Origin of the sequence: Sphingobacterium sp. HMA12, assembly GCF_002933815.1 — a bacterium.
In the GTDB taxonomy this organism is placed as follows: Bacteria; Bacteroidota; Bacteroidia; order Sphingobacteriales; family Sphingobacteriaceae; genus Sphingobacterium.
Genome location: NZ_BEYR01000005.1, coordinates 195,145 through 215,663 on the forward strand (window position 1 = coordinate 195,145; position 20,519 = coordinate 215,663).

Sequence of the window (20,519 nt, forward strand, 5' to 3'; positions counted from 1 at the left end):
TTAATACCGATAAGACCAAAAAAATATGCTGCGGAAGGCAGCGAGCATATGTAAAAAACAAAATAATTGATAAGCAAATTATTCCAAAGATGAAAAAAACAGTATTAGCCCTCCTCACCCTATTGGTATTTTCCAATGTGGATACAAAGTCTCAAATAAAACCCACCCGTGAGGTACCCAGCTTAAAAATAAAAAATGAGCAAGGTGTAGACGCAACAAAACTCGTCGATCTAAAAGTAGCAGTCAATATTTTTGGAAACATTGCAAAAACATCGATGACCATGACTTTCGAAAACACGTCAAATCGGGATCTTGAAGGAGAACTTACCTTTCCGATGCCTGAAGGTGTTTCCGTTAGCGGTTATGCCTTGGATATCAATGGAAAACTACGGCAGGCGGTACCTGTGGACAAAAATAAAGGCACCGAAGTTTTTGAAAGTATAGAAACACGACGCGTAGACCCCGGACTGCTTGAAAAAGTAGAAGGAAATAATTTTCGCACACGTATCTATCCTTTGCCTTCAAAAGGCCGGCGTACCATTCAGATTAGCTATTCCGAGAACCTAATTCCAGAATCCGATCAGGCATTATACTATTATTTGCCTTTGAACTATAACTCCATTATTGAAAATGTTGAGCTGAACATCAACGTTTACCAAGAGAATAAGAAGCCAAGCTTTACTGAGCAGCCTGATGGATCCTTGGCATTTGCAGAACAAAACCATAACTATACCGCGACATTACGCAAGCAACAGTTTAAATCCTCAAAAAATCTCGCAATTAAACTTCCTTTAAACGAAAACGCCACCTCAGGATTAAAACAATCCAACCAAGATGGCAGTTTTTACTTTCTCGCCAATGCGAAAATGGAAATACCTAAACAAACACAAAAAAAATGGGGTAACAGCCTCGCCATTATTTGGGATCGTTCACTAAGTTCAAAAAATAGGGATCTGGAAAAAGAGTTCAGCCTCCTGGATCGGTTTTTCCATGAAAATCAGAATATATCAGTGGATCTAGGTTATTTAGATATTCGTTTCAGCAAAGCCCGAACATTTCAGATCAGCAACGGAAACTGGACGGAATTGAAGAATTATCTGAAACAGACCGTCTATGATGGTGGAACCGACTATAGCCAAGTAAAAAGCGGAGTACTGCATGGGGCAAATTATCTCTTTTTCAGTGACGGACTCGCTACATTTGGCCAGGGCAAAATTGTGCTTGATCAGCCTACCTACTGTATCACCTCCTCAACCAGCTCAGACTATGCCAACCTCAAACAGATTGCCCAGACTCATTATGCGAAAATGGTTAATTTGACAAATACAACGATCACGCAAGCCTATAAAACGTTAAATTCGATCGACCAAATCTTTTTGGGAATAAAAGAACAATATGCTTTTACCGAAATCTACCCCGAAAAAGGCTCACCAGTTCAATCCTATTTTTCTGTTTCGGGACTTAGCAAAGACAGTGGAGCAAAAGAAATCACACTGTTAGTTGGTGATGGAACAGACCTAATTAAAGAAATCAAAGTTCCATTAAAGCCCGACACTGGTGAGATTGATCTGCAAAGGATCTGGGCGCAGAAGAAAATAGAGGCATTGGACATCCAATACGAAGACCACCGTGAGGAGATTGAAGCAATTGGAACACAGTTTGGCATTGTCACCCGGAATACAAGCTTAATCGTACTTGAAAATGTGGAAGATTATATACGCTATGCAATTACACCGCCAGCAGAACTGCTTCCCGAATTCAATAGACTCAAAAAAGAAGAACGTATAGAAAAAGAAGAGCGTGTGGCGGATCTATTATCTCAGGCTCAAAATATCAGCGAACAGCTCCAGTCTTGGTGGAATACCGATTTTCAGCAAAAAACGAAATATCCACAACGGGAGCGCCGGACTACAGATTCCATGGCTGCGGCAGACGAGCCCACCGCAACTATTGTTGCTCCGCCAATGCCGTCTCGTCCTTCGGCAAGCCCAGTGGCTACACCCCCGGTCGTAGAATCCAGATCAGAGGTTGCTAACAAGAGCCTCTCTGCGTCCGCCAATTCAAGGGCAGCTAACGCAGCAGTCAGCGAAGTAGCGCTAGAGGAGATCTCATCCGCCGACGCACTTAAAGAATCCGTCACCATACTCGCTGATCAAGCTCTAGATGTGCCGGTAGCTGGAGTACGGATCCCTAATACGCTCGGTAGCACAACCGAGAAAATCAGTATCCCTGAAATCAAAGAAGACCAAGCTTATCTACAGGAGCTTAATCAATCCAAAGATCCTTACAAAAGCTATATTCAGCTTCGGGATCAGTATATGGGTACACCAACGTTCTATTTCGATGTCGCCAACTTCTTTTTCAAAAGAGGAGATAAACAAAAAGCATTACTTATCCTAAGTGCCATGGCAGACCTGCAAATTGAAAATGCTGATCTTTACAAAACCATTTCATACAAACTGAGGGAATGGGGGGATGTTGACAACGCTTTGTACATAACCAGTAAAGTACTGAAATGGCGACCAATGGATCCACAGAGTCATCGTGACTACGCCTTAGTATTACAGGATAAGGGGCGTTACAAAGAAGCCTTGGAAGAACTTTATGGCATCTTGACACAAAGCTATTCAGCGGAAGCCGCAAATAGAGATGATGGAATCGAAGAAATCCTTGTGATGGAGATCAATAACCTCATTAAACTTCAGAAAAGCGCAACTGCAAAAGTTGCTGTGGAGAAAAAGCTGATTGCCGACCTACCCGTTGATATGCGCGTCGTCATCAACTGGAATTCCCAAAACACCGATATCGATCTTTGGGTAACTGATCCAAACGCCGAAAAATGTTTCTACAGCAACCCCGCAACAGCAATTGGAGGCCGTCTTAGTAACGACTTTACCGGAGGATATGGTCCAGAACAGTTCTTATTAAAGAAAGCGTTGAAAGGAAAATATAAAATAGAAGTTGATTTCTACAACGATAGTTCCCTGACCCTGGCTGGCCCCGCTGCTGTTCTGGCAGAAATTTACACCTATTATAGTACTGGGAGACAGGAACGGAAACTCACGACAATTTACCTTAACAGAGATCAGGAGAGAAATGTTCTGGTAGGTGAATTCTCCTTTTAATCCGCCCGGTGGCAATTGGATGCTTGATATGGTGACCAATCAAAGCGAACCACTGCCAGCAACATGAGCGTGTACAACAAAAGATTACCGGGACTGTCCGTCTTTTTGGACAGCCCGGTAATCCTTAATGTAATTTTCGGATAATAAGATCTTTCTGCCTTTTCTCCAATTTCGTTTTCACATAAGGATAGGTAAACACTGCACCGAGGACAATACAAGCACCGAGATAAAATCCACCGCTCATGGTTTCTTTTTGCCCAAAGATCAACATGGCCAAAAGTATTCCATAGACAGGCTCTAAATTCGTCGTCAATGCAACCGTAAAAGCCGATAGCTCTTTCATGACCGCTACCCCCATGACATAGGCAACCGCCGTACAGACTACTCCCAACAATAAAAGGTAAATCAGATCCTGCTGTCCTAATTTCATCTCTGCATTGAAATCCCCCGTAAAAAACATCAGTATACTGATCCAAAAACATGCACCCAACATTTCGTAAAATGTGATCAGTGTCGGACTCGATTTCTTAACCATCCTTGCATTGGCAATGGAAAATATACTGGCGCAAAAAGCACAGCCAAGCCCCGCCAATAAGCCGACCAAATAATGTGTTTCAAAGGAAAATATGGTATAAATCCCCACGATAATCACCAGGCCAACGACAATATCCAATAGTGCGATCCGTTTTTTATTGATAATCGGCTCTAATATTGCCGTAAACAATGTCACCGAAGATAGCGTTACCAGAGTAACCGAGACAGTAGAGACTTTGATGGAATAGAAAAATAAAACCCAATGTAGACCAACCACGGCCCCCACCATAAAAAACTGGAGAAACTGCTTTTTGGAAACTACTATCGTTTGTTTGGTCAACAGGAAATAGGCCAGCAAAGAAATAGAAGCTATCGCCACGCGGTACCAAACCAGATGAATCGCAGAAACAGAAATGAGACTCCCTAGAATCCCCGTAAATCCCCATATCAGGATTGTTAAATGCAGAATTAAGATATTCCGATTTAGATGAATTTTGGACATATTCGATAGAATATAAATTATTTGTAATGGCAATGAAAAATCACCATGCGCAGCACTTATTTTCCCTTTAATCGTAAACTGCTTAAGCTGGTGATCGTAATCGGAGTTATTTTGGCGCCTTTACCGCCAGGTAAATTGCAACCAATAAAAAAGTCACATTTGGAATCAATACCGCAATTATTGGTGGTAATCCGCCTTTCAGTGAAAACATGGTGGCAAATTGGATAAAAACAATATATGTAAAACTTAAGCCGATTCCGATACCAAGACTTAAACCGATACCCCCTCTGACTTTCTTGGAAGAAAGCGCTACCCCCATGAGCGTCAGAACAAAAGCCGAAAATGGGTAAACATAGCGTTTATATTTTTCCAGCAATAGATCATTCATTACACCCGTTCCTCTCGTTTCCTCTTTATGGATACGGATATTGAGTTCACGCGTATCCATGGCAGTAAACATATTGTCCCTTAATTCAAAATCAGAGGGCTTCATATCCAAGGTCGTATCTTTGACTGTTCCTTTGTCCATTCGCTCGCGTAGGCCATTGATAATCCGATTGGTGTATCCCTCTATTTTCCATTTCGTCGCCACTGAATCCCAAGTAATACGGTCTGCCATCATCTTCTCCTTTAATGTATCCCCTTTGAAAATCTCAAGCACAAAACCATAGCCGGTCTTGGTCGTATTATCAAAATTGTCAATATATACGTAGCTGTTTTTATCCAGCTGCATATGCGTTGATACCCGGGAGTTATCCTTCAATGGTTTCACATAGATATTCTCAAAATCCACCTTCATTTTATTGGTATGCGGAATAATGAATATATTGAATACGAAAGATACAGCAAAAATTATTGTTGCAGCAATCATATAAGGCCGCAGCAAACGGTTAAAACTGTAGCCCGCACTTAATATCGGGACAATTTCGGTCTGATCTGCCATTTTCGAAGTGAAAAAGATCACCGCGATAAAGTTAATTAACGGACATAGAAAATTAAGGTAGAATGGAATAAATCCGGCATAATACTCAAAGATAATCTTATCCAATGGTGCTTTGTATTTCAGAAAATCATCCAATCTTTCGGACACATCAAAGACAACCATAACCACAGTGAATATGGCCATCGTGAACACAAATGTTGTCAGATACTTTTTGATGATGTAACGATCGATTAACGAAAGCATATTTTTAGATTTGAGTATTAAGATATGAGGTTTGAGACTCTACTTCTGCAAGCCCCAGGGCTCACATACTTTATCTATATTATTTTTTTATTTGACTCCATTACAAACGTTGATCCAAGATTTTCACCATTTTATTTTTCCAGTCATAGAATGTACCGTCTATGATTTTTTCCCGGGCTTGATTGACCAACCAAAGATAAAAATGTAAATTGTGTAATGAAGCAATTTGTGCGCCTAAAATTTCCTGTGATTTTATCAGATGTCTTAAATAAGCCTTTGAATAGAATTGATCGGTATGTAAATCACTTTCTGCTTCAATAGGCGAAAAATCATCTTTCCATTTTTCATTCTTGATGTTGATGATACCGTTTTGTGTAAACAACATACCATTTCGCGCGTTACGCGTTGGCATCACACAGTCAAACATATCAACGCCCAAAGCGATATTTTCCAAGATATTTACAGGAGTACCTACCCCCATTAAATAACGTGGTTTTTCTTGAGGTAGAATATCACAAACCACCTCGGTCATCTCGTACATTTCCTCTGCTGGCTCACCCACGGATAATCCACCAATTGCATTTCCATCCCGATTAAAGGATGCTATTGTCTCTGCGGATTTTATTCTTAAATCTTTATAAACCGATCCCTGCACAATAGGAAATAATGTCTGATCATATCCATAAAGGGGATCAGTGCTATCAAAACGATCTACACATCGCTTCAACCAGCGGTGAGTCATATCCAATGAACGACGTGCATAACCATAATCACATGGATAAGGCGTACACTCATCAAATGCCATGATGATATCCGCACCGATAATACGCTGCGTATCCATCACGTTTTCTGGCGTAAAAAGATGTTTTGAACCATCAATGTGCGAACGGAAAGTAACCCCTTCTTCTTTAATCTTACGTACTTCTGTCAAGGAGTACACCTGATAACCGCCAGAATCCGTCAAGATCGGACGATCCCAGCCATTAAACTTATGCAATCCCCCAGCCTTATTCAATACGTTCAATCCTGGACGCAGATAAAGATGATAGGTATTCCCCAAAATAATCTGTGCTTCAATATCATTTTTCAACTCATGCTGATGGATGGCCTTCACTGTACCAGCGGTGCCAACAGGCATAAAGATAGGAGTTTGAATGGGACCGTGTGCAGTTTCGACAACACCCGCACGTGCTTTTGATAGTGTATCTTGTGCTTGTAGCGTAAATTTCATTAATATTTTCCTCTGAGACTAATTTCATTTTAGTAGACAGACTTCCACATGTGTTTTTCCCGTTAATATGCGCAAGACAGTTTTCCCACAACGGAAATTTGGTTCCGCTTACGTGAATGTTTACGCCCGTCCTTTCCTAAAATATGTTGCAAAAATACTACAAAAAGATTTGCAAACAGGATGTTTCAGGAATAAATTATCATTTTCCTTTATAAAAAGATTATGAATGCGCTTATCTTTGTGGGCTATGCTTGACCTACATGTATTTTTGGCCAATCTTCCATATATTATATTTGGAATATTAGGTCTTTTCCTATTGGCACAATTATATTACATCTTATTTGTTTACAGCAAATTAAGCAGGTACCAAATTGAAGCTTATCAGGAGGGAACGGATCTCCCGGCAATATCTGTCATTATCTGTGCGCACAATGAGCAGGATAATCTCCGTGAATACTTGCCCAGTATCCTTGAGCAAGATTATCCCAATTTTGAGGTTATTGTCGTTAACGATTTTTCGACCGACGAAACACCCTGGATACTCCAGGAATTTGTTGAGCAATATGCCCATTTAAAAATTGTCGACATCAAAGAGCATATCCGATTGAAGCATGGCAAAAAATTCGCTGTAAGTATGGGGATCAAGGCTTCAAAACATCAGACACTGGTATTTACCGATGCAGATTGCGCTCCTCAATCTAATCAGTGGCTGAAAGAGGTCGCATCAGCTTTTAGACCGGAGACCGAAATCGTATTGGGCTACTCGCCTTATTTTAAAAAAAGAAGCTTACTCAATTTGCTGATTCGCTTCGAAACGAGCCATACCGCGATGAGCTATTTATCCTATGCGCTCAAAGGAGATGCCTATATGGGCGTGGGTCGAAACATGGCCTACAAAAAAGAACTCTTCTTTCGCAACAAAGGATTTGCAGCCCACATGCATATCAAATCCGGTGATGATGATCTTTTTGTCAACCAAAATGCCACTGCAACCAATGTCAATATCGTCCTCGCACCAACCGCTATTGTTTACTCGGCTCCCAAAACAACTTGGAAAAGCTATTATAAACAAAAAGCAAGACATTCGGGAGCCTCCACCATTTATAAAAAACGTCACCAGCGCATGCTGGGTACCCAGCTCGTATCTGCGGTACTGTTTTACGTAACCTTGATTGCTGTTGCGATTGCTTTTCCTGTGTTCTGGTACGTTCCACTTACCGCTTACCTGCTCAGACTATTCGCCCAATGGGCCGTTTTCTCATCTATTTACAAGAAACTCGAAGTGAAAGAACTGATTTGGTGGCTTCCTTTGGTAGACTTCATCTACTATTTCTATATTTGTATCAATGGTTTGTTCAGCCGAAAAAAGAAAAAAATAAGCTGGAAATAATTCACCCCTTTAAAAAATCACATGTTGAATCCTACAGTCGATATCATATACTCCTATTTTCCGAAATTAACGGATATACAAAAAGAGCAGTTTGCCAAACTTGCGGACCTTTATACTTTTTGGAATAGTCAGATCAATGTAATTTCACGTAAGGACATTGATAGTCTATATCTCCATCACGTATTACATTCATTGGGTATCGCCAAATTTGTGCAGGAGTTGGCCCCGGGAACACAAATTTTGGATGTCGGTACCGGAGGTGGGTTTCCGGGCATTCCCATGGCGATCCTTTTCCCGGAAGTCAAGTTTCACTTAGTCGATTCGATCGGAAAAAAAATCAAGGTAGTCCGTGAAGTTGCGGCCGGATTAGGCCTGAAAAATGTCGAAGCCGACCATATTCGGGCAGAACAATTGGACGACAAATATGATTTTGTCATCTCGCGCGCAGTAACCAGACTTGGGGAATTTACCCCCTGGATTCGCAACAAATTCGCAAAGAAAGATAAAAACGGAATTCCAAACGGAATTCTTTATCTGAAAGGTGGCGACCTGAGCGAAGAAATCAAAGAATCCAAACTAAAAGCCGAATTGTACCCGCTCTCAGGCTATTTTAAAGAGGACTTTTTTGATACAAAATATTTAGTATATGTACCTATGTAATCAAAGTCTTACTTCATCCATGGGCAATTGCAATTGCCTATGGATGATCTCCACTGAGTCTAGATAATTTTTCAAACATTTCTGGATATAAGCGACCTTTTCATAGGTACCGAGTTGCTGCACCCATTTTAATGAAGGTTCATAATACTGCCTGAATTTTTGTAAAGAGTCCCCCGATAATGTCGTATACTTCGTTGTTAAAGGAAACCATTCTGCACGGATGAGATCAGACTCATATTCACTTTCGAACCCGCGTTGAAGTCTTCTTGCATGCCGTCCCCTTCGGCTCAACTTATTGTAAAGTTTACTGATACTTAAGCCGATGCCCCCTTTCTTGGGTAAATTCACCATTTCTTTTGTATCCCCCAAAGCGTAAATGGAACTGTACGTCTCTTTTTTCTCGTTAAATTTATCCTCGGCAGTGTTATTTTTAGGATCAATCTGAATCGTATCCAGTCGGAGTGTATCTTTTCCGTTCTTCTTCTTCACGGTATCCTGCAAAATAACTGCTATAGGGTGCGCGAAAATCGGCCGATCAAAGGCATAATAAATGCAAAGAGCGATTAAAAACAGGAAACCAATACGTGCCATATCTATAATTGATTACCCTAAAATAATCAACGTCAGACAAGTGCGAAATGATTTTAACCATCTTTAACTTTCTGTCCTATCGGCTCAGTTCCTTTTTGATCTCCTCCCCAATCAGATTGACCTCTTCATCCATACCAAACATCGGCAATTCGGTTTCAGGATTTAGCTTCAGCCAAGTCGTATCCGTATCCTTTATAATTTTCACATATTCCATTCCATCTTTAAAGATCACATAGGTATCTTCCTCTTCCGGAAAAACAGAATAAATCATGTCGCCCAATTCTATATCAAAAGGTTCTTTCATTTCCATGCAAAAAAATATTGTTAATCCGACAAAGCTACCAAATCCAAACATTCTTCCCAAAAACAGCCCAAAATTGTTACCCTAAAAGGAACGCTTCCGAAATCACAGCTTCCCCCTATACGATAGCGCAAATACTGTTCTAGGCCATATATAAATCAATATTCGATCATTGTGCGGTATACGACCAGCAATACGATCTCCGGACTATGGCTGATCAGAGAAAACGGCCCACTTAATACTTGTAGAAAGCAGTCCCAAAATCAAATGATCAATTCTAATGAAAAAGCACTACGAGATTTATAATTTTTCACTATATTTAAAGTACCCAATTATGAAACTAATCTATCCCATAGCTTTGACTAAGATCAAGGGCATTGGCCCTAGAACAGCGCGTAATATCATGGCCCATTGCGACAGCTTAGCGGATTTCTTCTCTTATTCAAAAAAAGAACTGATGCAGATCCCGGGGGTGAAGGCATCTATCGCCGATGCTATCCGTAACAAAACTTACCTGCCAGCCTGCGAAAAAGAGCTCGCTTTTATAGATAAACATCAGATTAAAGCGCTATGGATCGAAGATAAGGAATATCCCAATAGACTAAAACAATGTGACGATGCTCCCCTCATGTTATATTACAAGGGAAATGCTGTGCTCAACGCAGCAAAAGTCATCAGCATCGTCGGTACAAGACATGCGACGCATTATGGGCAGAAAATATGCGAGGACCTGATCCGTGATTTAAACGAAAACCAGGACACACTGATTGTCAGTGGACTAGCCTACGGAATTGATGCCCTAGCACACCGCAATGCCTTAAAAAATAATATTCCAACCATCGCAGTATTAGCGCATGGGCTGGACCGGATATACCCAGCATCACATCGCGAACTTGCATCAAAAATGCTCGAAGAGGGAGGATTATTGACCGAATTCGCCGCAGAGACCATACCCGAACGGGTCAATTTCCCAATGCGTAATCGCATTATCGCCGGTATGGCTGACGTTACGATCGTGGTAGAAGCAGCGGACAAAGGCGGTGCATTAATCACTGCTGAAATTGCAAATAGTTATCATAGAGACGTATGTGCCTTTCCTGGATCCATTTACGAAAAAAGCAGTGAAGGAACCAACTATCTGATCAAAACAAATCGGGCCCACATGATCAGACAGGCACAAGATCTCGCTTATGTCATGAATTGGGAAATCAGTAAAAAAAACGATGCAAACCAGCAGCTAGCCCTCCCATTGCGTTTGACTAAAGACCAGGAAAGCCTGTTCAATCTCATTCACGTAAGTGGACAACTGGAGCTTGATCAAATGATCAAGGTGCTCAACTGGCCGCAGAGTAAGCTAGCCCTGGTCTTGTTAGAATTGGAAATGCAATCTTTGATCCGGTCACTCCCAGGAAAAATATATAAGTCGCTAGGGCAGTCACCATTGGTGGCCAAGTGATTGTCTCAAGGCAAACGAATAAAGGTAAAAATTAATTCAATTTCGACACGAAGCAAACATAACACTAAACCGATTATTAATGAACGAAAACAGTACAAAGAGCATCTGGAAAGTCATCGGCGCCTCATCCATGGGCACACTCATTGAGTGGTATGATTTTTTTATTTTCGGAAGTCTCTCCATCGTAATTTCAACGAAATTTTTTCCTGCCGACAATCCCACAGCGGCGTTTCTATCGACATTGGCTACTTTTGCCGCTGGATTTGTCGTAAGACCTTTTGGCGCATTGTTTTTTGGCCGCTTGGGCGATATCATAGGGCGCAAATATACCTTTATGGTAACACTCATGCTGATGGGTGGCGCAACATTCCTGATTGGCTGTATTCCGAGCTATGAAACGATCGGTTTCTGGGCGCCATTGATTGTTTTGATCCTACGGCTTTTACAAGGGCTCGCGCTGGGCGGCGAATATGGTGGTGCAGCTACTTATGTCGCCGAACATGCTCCTTTGGGGCAACGTGGTTATTGGACCTCGTGGATACAGACCACAGCCACATTTGGGTTGTTTATATCGCTTGTGGTTATTCTTTTAACCAAAAGTTTTCTGAGTGAGACACAATTTGACAGTTGGGGATGGCGGCTCCCTTTCCTGCTCTCCTTAGTGATGGTCTATGTTTCATACCTCATCCGCAAAAAAATGAAGGAATCACCTGAATTTAGCAAAGCGAAAGCAGAAGGTAAAACAAGTACCAATCCACTAAAGGAAAGTTTCGGAAATCGCTACAACCTCAAATTTGTGCTACTAGCCTTATTTGGCGCCGCCATGGGCCAGGGAGTCGTTTGGTACACGGGGCAGTTCTACTCCATGAGTTTTATGAAAACAGTCATGCACCTGCAATCCGACCAGGCAGATACCATTTTAGGTATCGCGTTGTTGTTAGGAACCCCATTTTTTGTTGTATTTGGATGGCTTAGCGATAAGGTTGGTCGCAAATGGATTATGCTGGGCGGTATGCTCCTGGCTGTACTGACCTATCGTCCAATCTACGAATCCATGTATCAGCTATCAAATGTACAGCAAAAAAACAAGCTGGACGAAACAACAGAACCGACCATACAGCAAAATTCAACCATTGTTACCATCACAAAAAGCCAATATGCCGATGGGACAGAAATGACCAGTTCAAAAATACAACATCAGGAAGGTGAACTAAAAGGAAAAGAAACAGTCAAAACAACCGTGCATTTGAAAGGTAAAAATTACATACTGCTCGTTGCCCTCATATTTATTCAGGTCATCTATATTACGATGGTATACGGCCCTATTGCTGCATTTCTGGTCGAACTATTTCCCGTAAAAATCCGATATACCTCCATGTCTTTACCTTATCATGTGGGCAACGGCATATTTGGGGGACTCCTTCCGGCAGTTTCTACCTACCTTACCACAAATGCAGAAGCATCGCATACGCCACAGTTTTATCTGGCGGGACTAGGGTATCCCATCCTTATAGCCGCCGTCTGCTTTATTATTGGTAGTCTATACATCAACAACAAATCAACACCTCCGAACCATGAATAATCTAAAAAAGCTTCTTGGTATTGTATGGATCCTTTTAGCCATATACACCGCATACTTTTCCATTTTTGAATTGGCATTACCAAAGATTTCAACAGGACATCAAGAGGATCTGGTCTTTGGTATCATCATACTCTGTATCTTAACACCGATCATTTCCCTTGGTTTGGGTCTGTTTGGTTACTATTCTTTGTTGGGCGAGTACGACAGAAAGAAAATGTAATGCATTAAAAAAACACTTCATGGCCATCTTAATGGATAATTTATACCAGCAAGATGGCCCTTAGAACAATTTATTCTAATGAGAATCAGCACCCTAGAATAAAAAGGCATTTTTTCTTTCCTAAAACTATTTTTTTTTCTACTTTTGTGGCGGGTAAGTCTTCTACGACCAGCTCCCATTGACTCCCCCAGGTTGGGAACAAAGCAAGGGTATTTGGTTGAGCGGTGCGATAGAAGTAGCTTACCCTTTTTTTGTGTCCAAATTTTTGATCAGGGATTGTCCTTAACCTCAACCCGGCCAATTCAGCCCGACAATATGTACTCAAATAGAGTGTCTCATCCGCTTCCAATTTATCGACGAGCATCCGTACCAAACGAAACAATTGATTTACTGCTATTTACATTCAACACAATTATAATTGTATATAAAAGCATTTTTATCTAAGTTTGTAATCGAATAAGAACTATCGTATGAGTTGGTTTAAAAGAGAAAAAGCTGGTATTAGCACAGCTACCGCTAATAAAAAAGAAGCACCGGATGGCATGTGGAACAAGTGTCCCACCTGTAAAAAACCACTGTTGCATCTTGAACAAGTAGAAAATGACTATGTTTGTCAATATTGTGGCCATCATTTAAGAATTGGCTCCAAAGAATATTTTTCAATTTTATTTGACAATAACGAATTTACTGAACTATTCCCTAACCTAAATTCTGGTGATCCACTGGAATTTTTCGATTCAAAACCATACCCTGAACGCTTAAAAGAAAGTCAAGCAAAAACAGGCCTTAAAGATGCGATACGCTCTGGTCACGGTAAAATGAATGGCCAGGACATCGTGATCGCTTGTATGGACTTTAGCTTTATTGGTGGATCGATGGGATCTGTCGTTGGAGAAAAAATCGCGCGCTCCATTGATTACTGTCTTGAGCATAAAATTCCTTTTATGTTGATCTCAAAATCAGGTGGTGCACGTATGATGGAAGCCGCATTCTCTTTGATGCAAATGGCAAAAACTTCAGCCAAATTGGCGTTATTAGCACAAGCAGGACTTCCTTACGTCTGTCTATTGACTGACCCGACCACAGGCGGAGTAACAGCATCTTATGCCATGCTGGGAGATGTTAATATCGCTGAACCCGGCGCGTTGATCGGATTTGCCGGCCCTCGTGTTATTAAAGAAACAATCAAAAAAGACCTTCCTAAGGGATTCCAGACATCTGAGTTTGTACTTGAACATGGATTCTTGGATTTTATCGTTGACCGTAGACAATTAAAAAACAAAGTGGCTACTTATCTCAAATTGGTCGGTTAAAACGTAAAATTAAATATACAAAAAGGCTCTTAATATATTTTAAGAGCCTTTTTTATGCAATCTAAATTGCTGATCGAACTAATTATATGTATTGCCAAAATGCCCAGATTTTTCTTCTTGTTAAGTAGACAGGATCATCTTCGTGGCGATAAGCTTCCCGTTCAAAGGAAATCTGGCGGTAAGCTTTGTCAAAATCCCGAAAACGGACAAAGCGAACCACAAATTCGCATAAATACCACAGATAAAAAAAGATAATCCCCAACTCTAAGGCTTGCCGCAAGTGGATACGCTCATGGCGGATCAACTCCTCGTTGTCCCTAAAAAATCCATGTTTCAGAAATATAATTGGAAAAATAGTAATTGCATTGGCTTTCCCAAACGAGAATAAATTTGTCCAAAATTTGCTAACGATAATCATCCGATCTGTCCATATAGGTTTCAATCCCAGTCAAACTTAGCTAATTTAGTCCTTATTTACAATGCGCATCCTAGCGCTACAAGAACAACTTGCTATGTCATAATCCCAAAAGATCATAGATAGGTCAGAATTCCAATTACCGGCTCTCTTTCACCGCTTTGTTTCCCGGCAAGCTAAAATAAGAAACCGCAAAATTTCTTTTTGAATTGGAATTTTTATTAAGTTTGCTATAGATTAATTGCGAAGATATGCCGTACAAAGAGCGTGAAATAAATAAATTGTATTATACAATGGGGGAAGTTACAGAGATGTTTGATGTAAATGCATCCCAGATACGTTTTTATGAGCGTGAGTTTGACATTCTTCAACCCAAGAAAAATAAAAAGGGCAATCGCCTCTTTACGCAGGAAGATATCGCAAACCTCAAAATCATCTTCAATCTGGTAAAAGAAAAAGGATATACACTACAAGGTGCAAGAGACTATCTCCGTGACAACAAATCCGAAGCAAAAGAAAATCAACGCGTTGTGGATTCCTTAGAACGTCTAAAAAGCTTCTTGTTGGAGGTACGTGACTCGTTGTAAGAAATCTATATATTCATCTTAAGGTCTTAGTCATAGCCCGGTCCTTTAAAGATGGATGACGCCAAGCAAAAACGCACTATAAAACGAGCAGCAGTTTTTCAGACTGATAAAATCTCATCTTACAAACTCCATAAATAGATCTATTTATGGGCTATCTCTCCTTGAGCTCAATCACTTCAAGGTTTTCGATCTTGTCTTTATTGATCTCAAAGCGCATAAGTGTTCTGACTTTATGCCAACCATGTTTGCCTGCAGCTCCTGGATTGAGATGAAGGCAACGGATTTTTGGATCAAAAATAACCTTGAGGATATGGGAGTGCCCAGTGATGAACAATTTTGGTGGATGAGCCAATAGCTCGGCCTTGATTCGAGGAGCATACTTCCCTGGATAGCCACCAATATGGGTCATAAAAACCTCCACTTCCTCGCAGGTAAATCTTAAATCTTCGGGAAAACGCAAGCGAAGATCTTTCCCGTCAATATTTCCATACACCCCACGCAAAGGCTTAAATGCTTCCAGCTGATCCGCAATATCAGCGTCCCCAAAATCCCCGGCATGCCAAATCTCATCGCAATCAGCAAAGTAATTGAATACAGATTCATCTAAATAGGAATGTGTATCCGAAAGAAGTCCAATTTTTGTCATAGTCTAGAAAGCTAAAAAATAAGGCGCTAAAGCATCCTTGTACGATTCCGAGTAAACGCCCCTGGATTTATAAATCACAAATTCACGTCGGTCGACCGTCGCTGTTGGTATACGTCCAAAAGTGACGATCTTTCGAATCACAGGATCCCCAACGAAGGAGCTTATTTGAATTTCAGCAGTACAATACAAGCGATGTGCTATTGCTAATGCTGTTACTGTTTCAGCCAGCTGTGTAGGAAGAATCAGTACTATTTTACCTTTAGAAGTTAAATACGACGATGCGAACTGTAGTAATTCTTGAAAAAAGTCCAGATCCGTATGCCGGGCTAATTTTTTCCGGATATCTGGGTTATGCAGTGAATCTGTGTAAAAAGGAGGATTCGATACAATCAGATCGTAGTGATCGCTTATTTGTAAATGCTGAAAAGCAGTCGCATGCAATACGAGCCGATCCTTAAACGTCGAATTATTAAAATTTCTGCTCGCCATCGCTGCTGCAAGTTGGTCTATCTCCACAGCCTCCACTTGGCTATCAATCATTCGTTGAGCAAGCATTAGTGCGATCACACCTGTGCCCGTACCAACATCCAGAATGCGCCTCGCACCATCCGTATCGACCAACGATGCCAGCAATACGCCATCTGTATTGATCTTCATCGCACAATTGGATTGATCAACTTCAAATTGTTTAAATCGAAATATCGACGCCATGAGCCAAAGATAAAACTTTTGAGATGTTTGCCACAAATAACAAAGACATCATTCAATTTATTTATTAAATTAGTCACTGATAAATCCATAAGCCATGATGATCCGTCAGTTCATTTTTGCAGTATTTGCTTTCATTTGCTTTCTTGCTCCACAACAAACTTGGGCGCAAGAAACATGCGAAAAACATACCGCAGAGATTCTTCCCTTACTAACAGGAGCGCTGAACAGCAATGAGTTCGACAAAATTGACCCCTTATTGAATACCTTACAGGCCAGCTGTGGCGTAACGGAATTCGGCCAACGCCTACGTATTCTCCTGCTCATTATCGATAAAAAAGATAGTGGTACAGAAATAGAACGTTATATCGGTAATCAATTGGACAAGACATTTGTTCAACGTTTAGATGCTGCAGACCAGGATGATTTTGCGTCTCAGTATGAACAAAATAAAGGAAAGTACAATTTCTACCCCTTGCGACATCCCTTGGATAATTTAATCAAGATCAGAGCCAAGGCGCTCTTGTCATCAGGCAATTATACGCTCAATAATGATGAAAGAACTATTCTTCATTTGTTTGCCGACACCAATAGCCCTGAAGATGAACAAGCTCCCCAGAATACCGAACAACCGATGAATCGCCCACAGACCTACGGAAACCGAAGCAGATCCAAACTGGGCTATGTTCCACTCATCGGTGTGATGAGTCCCCTTGGAGGCGCAAACAAGGTTTTTGGAACTAATTTCATGTTTGGATTTATGTTAATGAGTTCATTGGAACGCAAATTGATATTCGAGGGTGGTTTCAATGTGCGGATCAATTCAAATGATAAAAATATCGCCTATAATTATGAAGGATCCGATGTTACGGTCAATTCTTCCGCAACGGGGTTTATAGGCGGTTCTGTGGGCTATAAAATTTTTGACAATGAAAAATGCATCCTGATTCCCAAGGGAATAATAGGGATAGATATTACAGATACAGGCATCACCGAAAGCATCTATTCAGATGGATATTATGACCCAGATGGTTACTATTATGAGGGCGGTTACAACGATCGCATGGTAACCATTAATAATGTTCACTTAGGCTTGGGTTTTTCCTCTCTTTTTCAGATGAAAAACCAGAAATATGTCGGAGTTGAGGTGGCTTACCACTATGCTCCTTATGATGCGAGTAGCAAGGTCTTGACACCGATACAATCGAATTACGGAACTGCAGCATTCTTCTTCAGGTTCTAATTCTCTTTATCATCAATTGCGTCCACATTTGAAGCGCTCTTGCGCCTGTTAACGCAAGATCCTCGGGATCGACACGCACAATAAGCCAAGCTGTTTTTATCTAATTTTTTAGCAAACGCTGAATTTCATCTAATTTCATCAAGGCCTCCACTGGAGTAAGTGAGTTAACATCCAGGTTATTCAACATGTCCCGGATTTTATTCAGGACTGGATCATCTATGGAAAACATTTGCAACTGATAAGCCTGTTTCTGAATCTTACGCATACTATCTTTAATCTGCTCTCCTCCTGTACGTTCCTGTTCCAATCGTTTTAAAATTTGATTGGCACGGTTCAACAGCTTCGGCGGCATTCCGGCGAGCTTGGCAACATGAATACCAAAACTATGTTCGGATCCTCCGGGTACGAGCTTACGCAAAAAGATCACCTTACTATTGACCTCCTTGACCGTAACATTATAATTTTTTATGCGGTCAAGCGAGGTTGACAATTCATTCAATTCATGATAATGTGTCGCAAAGAGAGTCTTCGCTTTGGCAGCAGGATGATTATGTAAATATTCTGCTATTGCCCAGGCGATCGAAATTCCGTCATACGTACTTGTACCACGTCCAATTTCATCCAAAAGGATCAGACTTCGATCCGAAAGATTATTCATGATACTGGCGGTTTCATTCATCTCCACCATAAATGTAGACTCCCCGGAGGACAAATTATCCGAAGCCCCTACCCTGGTAAAAATTTTATCTACAAGACCTATTTTGGCTTCTTTGGCTGGCACAAAACAACCAATCTGCGCCATCAAGACAATTAGCCCCGTCTGGCGAAGTAAAGCCGATTTACCCGCCATGTTCGGACCGGTGATAATAATAATCTGCTGTGCTTTGGGGTCAAGATAAGTGTCGTTGGTAATATAATCTTCACCAATCGGCAGATTTTTTTCAATGACAGGGTGGCGCCCACCTTTTATATCCAAAATTTTGCTATCACTCACCTCCGGTTTGACGTAATAGTTTTTTTCTGCCACAATGGCAAAATTAAGTAGCACATCCAACTTGGCAATCAGCTGTGCATTCAATTGAATCGGCTTAATGTATTCTGCAATCGCAACCAATAGTTCAGCGTAGAGCCTATTTTCTAATGCCTGGATCTTTTCCTCGGCTCCAAGAATCTGCTCCTCATATTCTTTCAGTTCCTCTGTGATATATCGTTCCGCATTGACCAAAGTTTGCTTGCGGATCCACTCCGTTGGAACTTTGTCCTTATGTGTATTTGTTACTTCAAGATAATAACCAAATACATTGTTGAATGCGATCTTTAGGGACGGGATACCCGTCAGTTCCGATTCCCTTTTTTGAATTTCCAACAAATAATCTTTACCGCCAAAAGAAATCTTACGAAGGCGATCCAATTCAGCATCGACTCCCGCAGCAATGACGTTGCCCTTATTGATGGCCACAGGCGGTTCAGCCTGTATTTGTTGTTCTATTCGTTCTCGAATAGCGGCACAGGCATCCAATTGATCAGATATCAGGACCAGCGATTGCGCATCCTTACGGTCGGTCAGTTCCTTGAGTTTTTCTATGGCATGTAAAGCACGTTTCAATTGAACGATCTCTCTCGGGTTGGCCTTTTGAAGCCCGATCTTTGATATCAACCGCTCTAGGTCGCCAACTTGTTTGATCTGACCGATCAGCTCGTCCCGCAGTTCACGATTGTTAAAAAAGAAATCCACCACGTCCAAACGCTCCTGGATCCCCTTCTTATCTTTCAATGGCATGACAATCCAACGCTTCAAAAGCCGTGCGCCCATTGGACTGGCTGTATGATCGAGGACATCTGACAGTGTAACTGCATTTTCATTCATGGAACCGATCAGTTCCAGATTGCGGATCGTAAATCGATCCAGCCACATAAACCGGTCCTCTTCAATGCGGGAAAGTGTCGATATATGTTGTAGGTTACGGTGTTCCGTCTCATTGAGGTAATGTAGGGCAACACCCGCCGCGACGATGCCTGCAGACATACGTTCCACACCAAACCCCTTTAAGGAGGCAACTTCAAAATGTTTTAATAAAGCTTCAGTAGCATAATCACCGGTATACGGCCATTCGTCCAAAAAATAAGTGTAATAATGTGCGCCGAATTGCTCAATAAAATCCTTGCTCTGTTTCTTCGGTAAAATGATTTCCGTCGGCTTGAAGCCTTGAAGCAATTTATCTATATAGGATGTACTTCCCTGAGCGACTAGAAATTCTCCGGTCGAAATATCCAGAAAAGCAATACCGATTTTATCTTTATCTGTAAAAATAGAGGCCAGATAGTTGTTCGATTTCTGCTGAACAATGTTATCATTATAAGAGACTCCAGGAGTAACCAATTCCGTGACGCCACGTTTGACGATTGTTTTGGTTGTTTTAGGATCCTCCAGCTGATCACAGATTGCTACCCGTTGACCTGCACGCACCAATTTAGGGAGATAAGTCTCCAGAGAGTGATGTGGAAAACCCGCCAAAGCTGTCTCGGATTCCGAACCATTTCCTCGTTTTGTCAAAACGATACCCAAAATTTGAGCCGCCTTGATTGCATCCTCACCAAATGTCTCGTAAAAATCGCCAACACGGAACAACAATAACGCACCGGGATACTTAATCTTGATCGCATTATATTGTTGCATCAACGGAGTTACTTTCTTTTCTTTTGCCAACTTCTAAAATCAAATTTGTGAAGCGTAAAAATAGGATAATATCGTCGCTTTGACAAACAATACGCTCAACTTCTCGATAAAATCATTTCCATTAAACAAGAATATACGCTAAGTTTGTATCC

Annotated in this window: 18 protein-coding genes and 1 other RNA gene; 10 read left to right on the plus strand and 9 right to left on the minus strand. The window is 41.2% G+C overall.

Going from position 1 to position 20,519, the window contains the following annotated elements; all coding sequences use genetic code 11:
* Positions 1-89: 89 nt before the first annotated feature.
* A complete protein-coding gene (locus tag HMAT_RS21845) occupies positions 90-3,125 on the plus strand; it encodes a VIT domain-containing protein (RefSeq protein WP_104384967.1) in 3,036 nt (1,011 codons plus the stop codon).
* A gap of 124 nt (positions 3,126-3,249) precedes the next feature.
* Here HMAT_RS21845 and HMAT_RS21850 read toward each other — a convergent pair whose 3' ends face one another.
* The 3 genes from HMAT_RS21850 to tgt form a co-directional block, all read right to left on the minus strand.
* Positions 3,250-4,161, minus strand: a complete 912-nt coding sequence (locus tag HMAT_RS21850; RefSeq protein WP_104384968.1) for a DMT family transporter — start codon at positions 4,159-4,161, stop codon at positions 3,250-3,252.
* 106 nt (positions 4,162-4,267) lie between these two features.
* Entirely contained in the window at positions 4,268-5,347 is a 1,080-nt protein-coding gene (locus tag HMAT_RS21855; protein ID WP_104384969.1) for an LptF/LptG family permease, read from the minus strand.
* A 100-nt stretch (positions 5,348-5,447) separates the two neighbouring features.
* Positions 5,448-6,578 carry a tRNA guanosine(34) transglycosylase Tgt gene (tgt, locus tag HMAT_RS21860; protein WP_104384970.1) on the minus strand — a complete coding sequence of 377 codons (1,131 nt, stop codon included), beginning with the start codon at positions 6,576-6,578 and terminating at the stop codon, positions 5,448-5,450.
* Between the two features lie 226 nt (positions 6,579-6,804).
* On the opposite strand from tgt, the gene HMAT_RS21865 reads away from it, so the two are divergent.
* On the plus strand, positions 6,805-7,968 hold the full coding sequence (locus HMAT_RS21865; protein ID WP_233789499.1) for a glycosyltransferase: 1,164 nt from the start codon (positions 6,805-6,807) through the stop codon (positions 7,966-7,968).
* A 21-nt stretch (positions 7,969-7,989) separates the two neighbouring features.
* Positions 7,990-8,628 carry a 16S rRNA (guanine(527)-N(7))-methyltransferase RsmG gene (gene rsmG, locus HMAT_RS21870; protein ID WP_199768734.1) on the plus strand — a complete coding sequence of 213 codons (639 nt, stop codon included), beginning with the start codon at positions 7,990-7,992 and terminating at the stop codon, positions 8,626-8,628.
* Here the strand turns inward: rsmG and HMAT_RS21875 are convergent, their stop codons facing one another.
* Together HMAT_RS21875 and HMAT_RS21880 are read right to left on the minus strand one after the other, a co-directional pair.
* Positions 8,629-9,219, minus strand: coding sequence for a hypothetical protein (locus HMAT_RS21875; RefSeq protein ID WP_104384972.1), 591 nt, complete (start codon positions 9,217-9,219; stop codon positions 8,629-8,631).
* 76 nt (positions 9,220-9,295) lie between these two features.
* Positions 9,296-9,529, minus strand: coding sequence for a hypothetical protein (locus HMAT_RS21880; RefSeq protein ID WP_104385130.1), 234 nt, complete (start codon positions 9,527-9,529; stop codon positions 9,296-9,298).
* Positions 9,530-9,854: 325 nt separating this feature from the next.
* On the opposite strand from HMAT_RS21880, the gene dprA reads away from it, so the two are divergent.
* From dprA to accD, 5 genes are all read left to right on the plus strand, one after another.
* A complete protein-coding gene (gene dprA, locus HMAT_RS21885; RefSeq protein ID WP_104384973.1) occupies positions 9,855-10,976 on the plus strand; it encodes a DNA-processing protein DprA in 1,122 nt (373 codons plus the stop codon).
* A gap of 79 nt (positions 10,977-11,055) precedes the next feature.
* Entirely contained in the window at positions 11,056-12,558 is a 1,503-nt protein-coding gene (locus tag HMAT_RS21890; protein ID WP_104384974.1) for an MFS transporter, read from the plus strand.
* A complete protein-coding gene (locus HMAT_RS21895; protein WP_104384975.1) occupies positions 12,551-12,778 on the plus strand; it encodes a DUF6814 family protein in 228 nt (75 codons plus the stop codon). The genes HMAT_RS21890 and HMAT_RS21895 overlap by 8 nt, the downstream gene beginning before the upstream one ends.
* Before the next feature lie 151 nt (positions 12,779-12,929).
* An RNA gene (gene ffs, locus HMAT_RS21900) (signal recognition particle sRNA small type) lies at positions 12,930-13,027 on the plus strand.
* 221 nt (positions 13,028-13,248) lie between these two features.
* Positions 13,249-14,091: an acetyl-CoA carboxylase, carboxyltransferase subunit beta gene (gene accD, locus HMAT_RS21905; protein ID WP_104384976.1), complete on the plus strand. Its 843-nt coding sequence runs from the start codon at positions 13,249-13,251 to the stop codon at positions 14,089-14,091.
* Positions 14,092-14,173: 82 nt separating this feature from the next.
* Here accD and HMAT_RS21910 read toward each other — a convergent pair whose 3' ends face one another.
* Positions 14,174-14,533 (minus strand): hypothetical protein, encoded by a 360-nt coding sequence (locus HMAT_RS21910; protein WP_233789500.1) that lies wholly within the window; start codon positions 14,531-14,533, stop codon positions 14,174-14,176.
* Positions 14,534-14,757: 224 nt separating this feature from the next.
* Between HMAT_RS21910 and HMAT_RS21915 the strand changes: the two genes are divergently transcribed.
* Positions 14,758-15,093: a MerR family transcriptional regulator gene (locus HMAT_RS21915; protein WP_077437903.1), complete on the plus strand. Its 336-nt coding sequence runs from the start codon at positions 14,758-14,760 to the stop codon at positions 15,091-15,093.
* 151 nt (positions 15,094-15,244) lie between these two features.
* Here the strand turns inward: HMAT_RS21915 and HMAT_RS21920 are convergent, their stop codons facing one another.
* Together HMAT_RS21920 and HMAT_RS21925 are read right to left on the minus strand one after the other, a co-directional pair.
* A complete protein-coding gene (locus tag HMAT_RS21920; protein ID WP_104384978.1) occupies positions 15,245-15,739 on the minus strand; it encodes a metallophosphoesterase in 495 nt (164 codons plus the stop codon).
* Positions 15,740-15,742: 3 nt separating this feature from the next.
* Complete coding sequence (locus tag HMAT_RS21925; protein WP_104384979.1) at positions 15,743-16,450, minus strand: tRNA1(Val) (adenine(37)-N6)-methyltransferase; 708 nt, start codon at positions 16,448-16,450, stop codon at positions 15,743-15,745.
* 94 nt (positions 16,451-16,544) lie between these two features.
* Between HMAT_RS21925 and HMAT_RS21930 the strand changes: the two genes are divergently transcribed.
* Entirely contained in the window at positions 16,545-17,690 is a 1,146-nt protein-coding gene (locus HMAT_RS21930) for a hypothetical protein (protein ID WP_158656044.1), read from the plus strand.
* Between the two features lie 100 nt (positions 17,691-17,790).
* On the opposite strand, the gene mutS is transcribed toward HMAT_RS21930, so the two are convergent.
* Complete coding sequence (gene mutS, locus HMAT_RS21935; RefSeq protein ID WP_104384981.1) at positions 17,791-20,397, minus strand: DNA mismatch repair protein MutS; 2,607 nt, start codon at positions 20,395-20,397, stop codon at positions 17,791-17,793.
* Between the last annotated feature and the right edge of the window lie 122 nt (positions 20,398-20,519).

Coding starts and splice junctions, on each gene's coding strand:
- HMAT_RS21930 (WP_158656044.1), top strand. CDS start 16,545: ATGATGATCCGTCAGTTCATTTTTGCAGTATTTGCTTTCATTTGCTTT.
- HMAT_RS21895 (WP_104384975.1), top strand. CDS start 12,551: ATGAATAATCTAAAAAAGCTTCTTGGTATTGTATGGATCCTTTTAGCC.
- HMAT_RS21925 (WP_104384979.1), bottom strand. CDS start 16,450: ATGGCGTCGATATTTCGATTTAAACAATTTGAAGTTGATCAATCCAAT.
- HMAT_RS21920 (WP_104384978.1), bottom strand. CDS start 15,739: ATGACAAAAATTGGACTTCTTTCGGATACACATTCCTATTTAGATGAA.
- HMAT_RS21880 (WP_104385130.1), bottom strand. CDS start 9,529: ATGGAAATGAAAGAACCTTTTGATATAGAATTGGGCGACATGATTTAT.
- rsmG (WP_199768734.1), top strand. CDS start 7,990: ATGTTGAATCCTACAGTCGATATCATATACTCCTATTTTCCGAAATTA.
- tgt (WP_104384970.1), bottom strand. CDS start 6,578: ATGAAATTTACGCTACAAGCACAAGATACACTATCAAAAGCACGTGCG.
- accD (WP_104384976.1), top strand. CDS start 13,249: ATGAGTTGGTTTAAAAGAGAAAAAGCTGGTATTAGCACAGCTACCGCT.
- HMAT_RS21845 (WP_104384967.1), top strand. CDS start 90: ATGAAAAAAACAGTATTAGCCCTCCTCACCCTATTGGTATTTTCCAAT.
- HMAT_RS21865 (WP_233789499.1), top strand. CDS start 6,805: ATGCGCTTATCTTTGTGGGCTATGCTTGACCTACATGTATTTTTGGCC.
- HMAT_RS21855 (WP_104384969.1), bottom strand. CDS start 5,347: ATGCTTTCGTTAATCGATCGTTACATCATCAAAAAGTATCTGACAACA.
- HMAT_RS21890 (WP_104384974.1), top strand. CDS start 11,056: ATGAACGAAAACAGTACAAAGAGCATCTGGAAAGTCATCGGCGCCTCA.
- dprA (WP_104384973.1), top strand. CDS start 9,855: ATGAAACTAATCTATCCCATAGCTTTGACTAAGATCAAGGGCATTGGC.
- HMAT_RS21875 (WP_104384972.1), bottom strand. CDS start 9,219: ATGGCACGTATTGGTTTCCTGTTTTTAATCGCTCTTTGCATTTATTAT.
- HMAT_RS21850 (WP_104384968.1), bottom strand. CDS start 4,161: ATGTCCAAAATTCATCTAAATCGGAATATCTTAATTCTGCATTTAACA.
- HMAT_RS21915 (WP_077437903.1), top strand. CDS start 14,758: ATGCCGTACAAAGAGCGTGAAATAAATAAATTGTATTATACAATGGGG.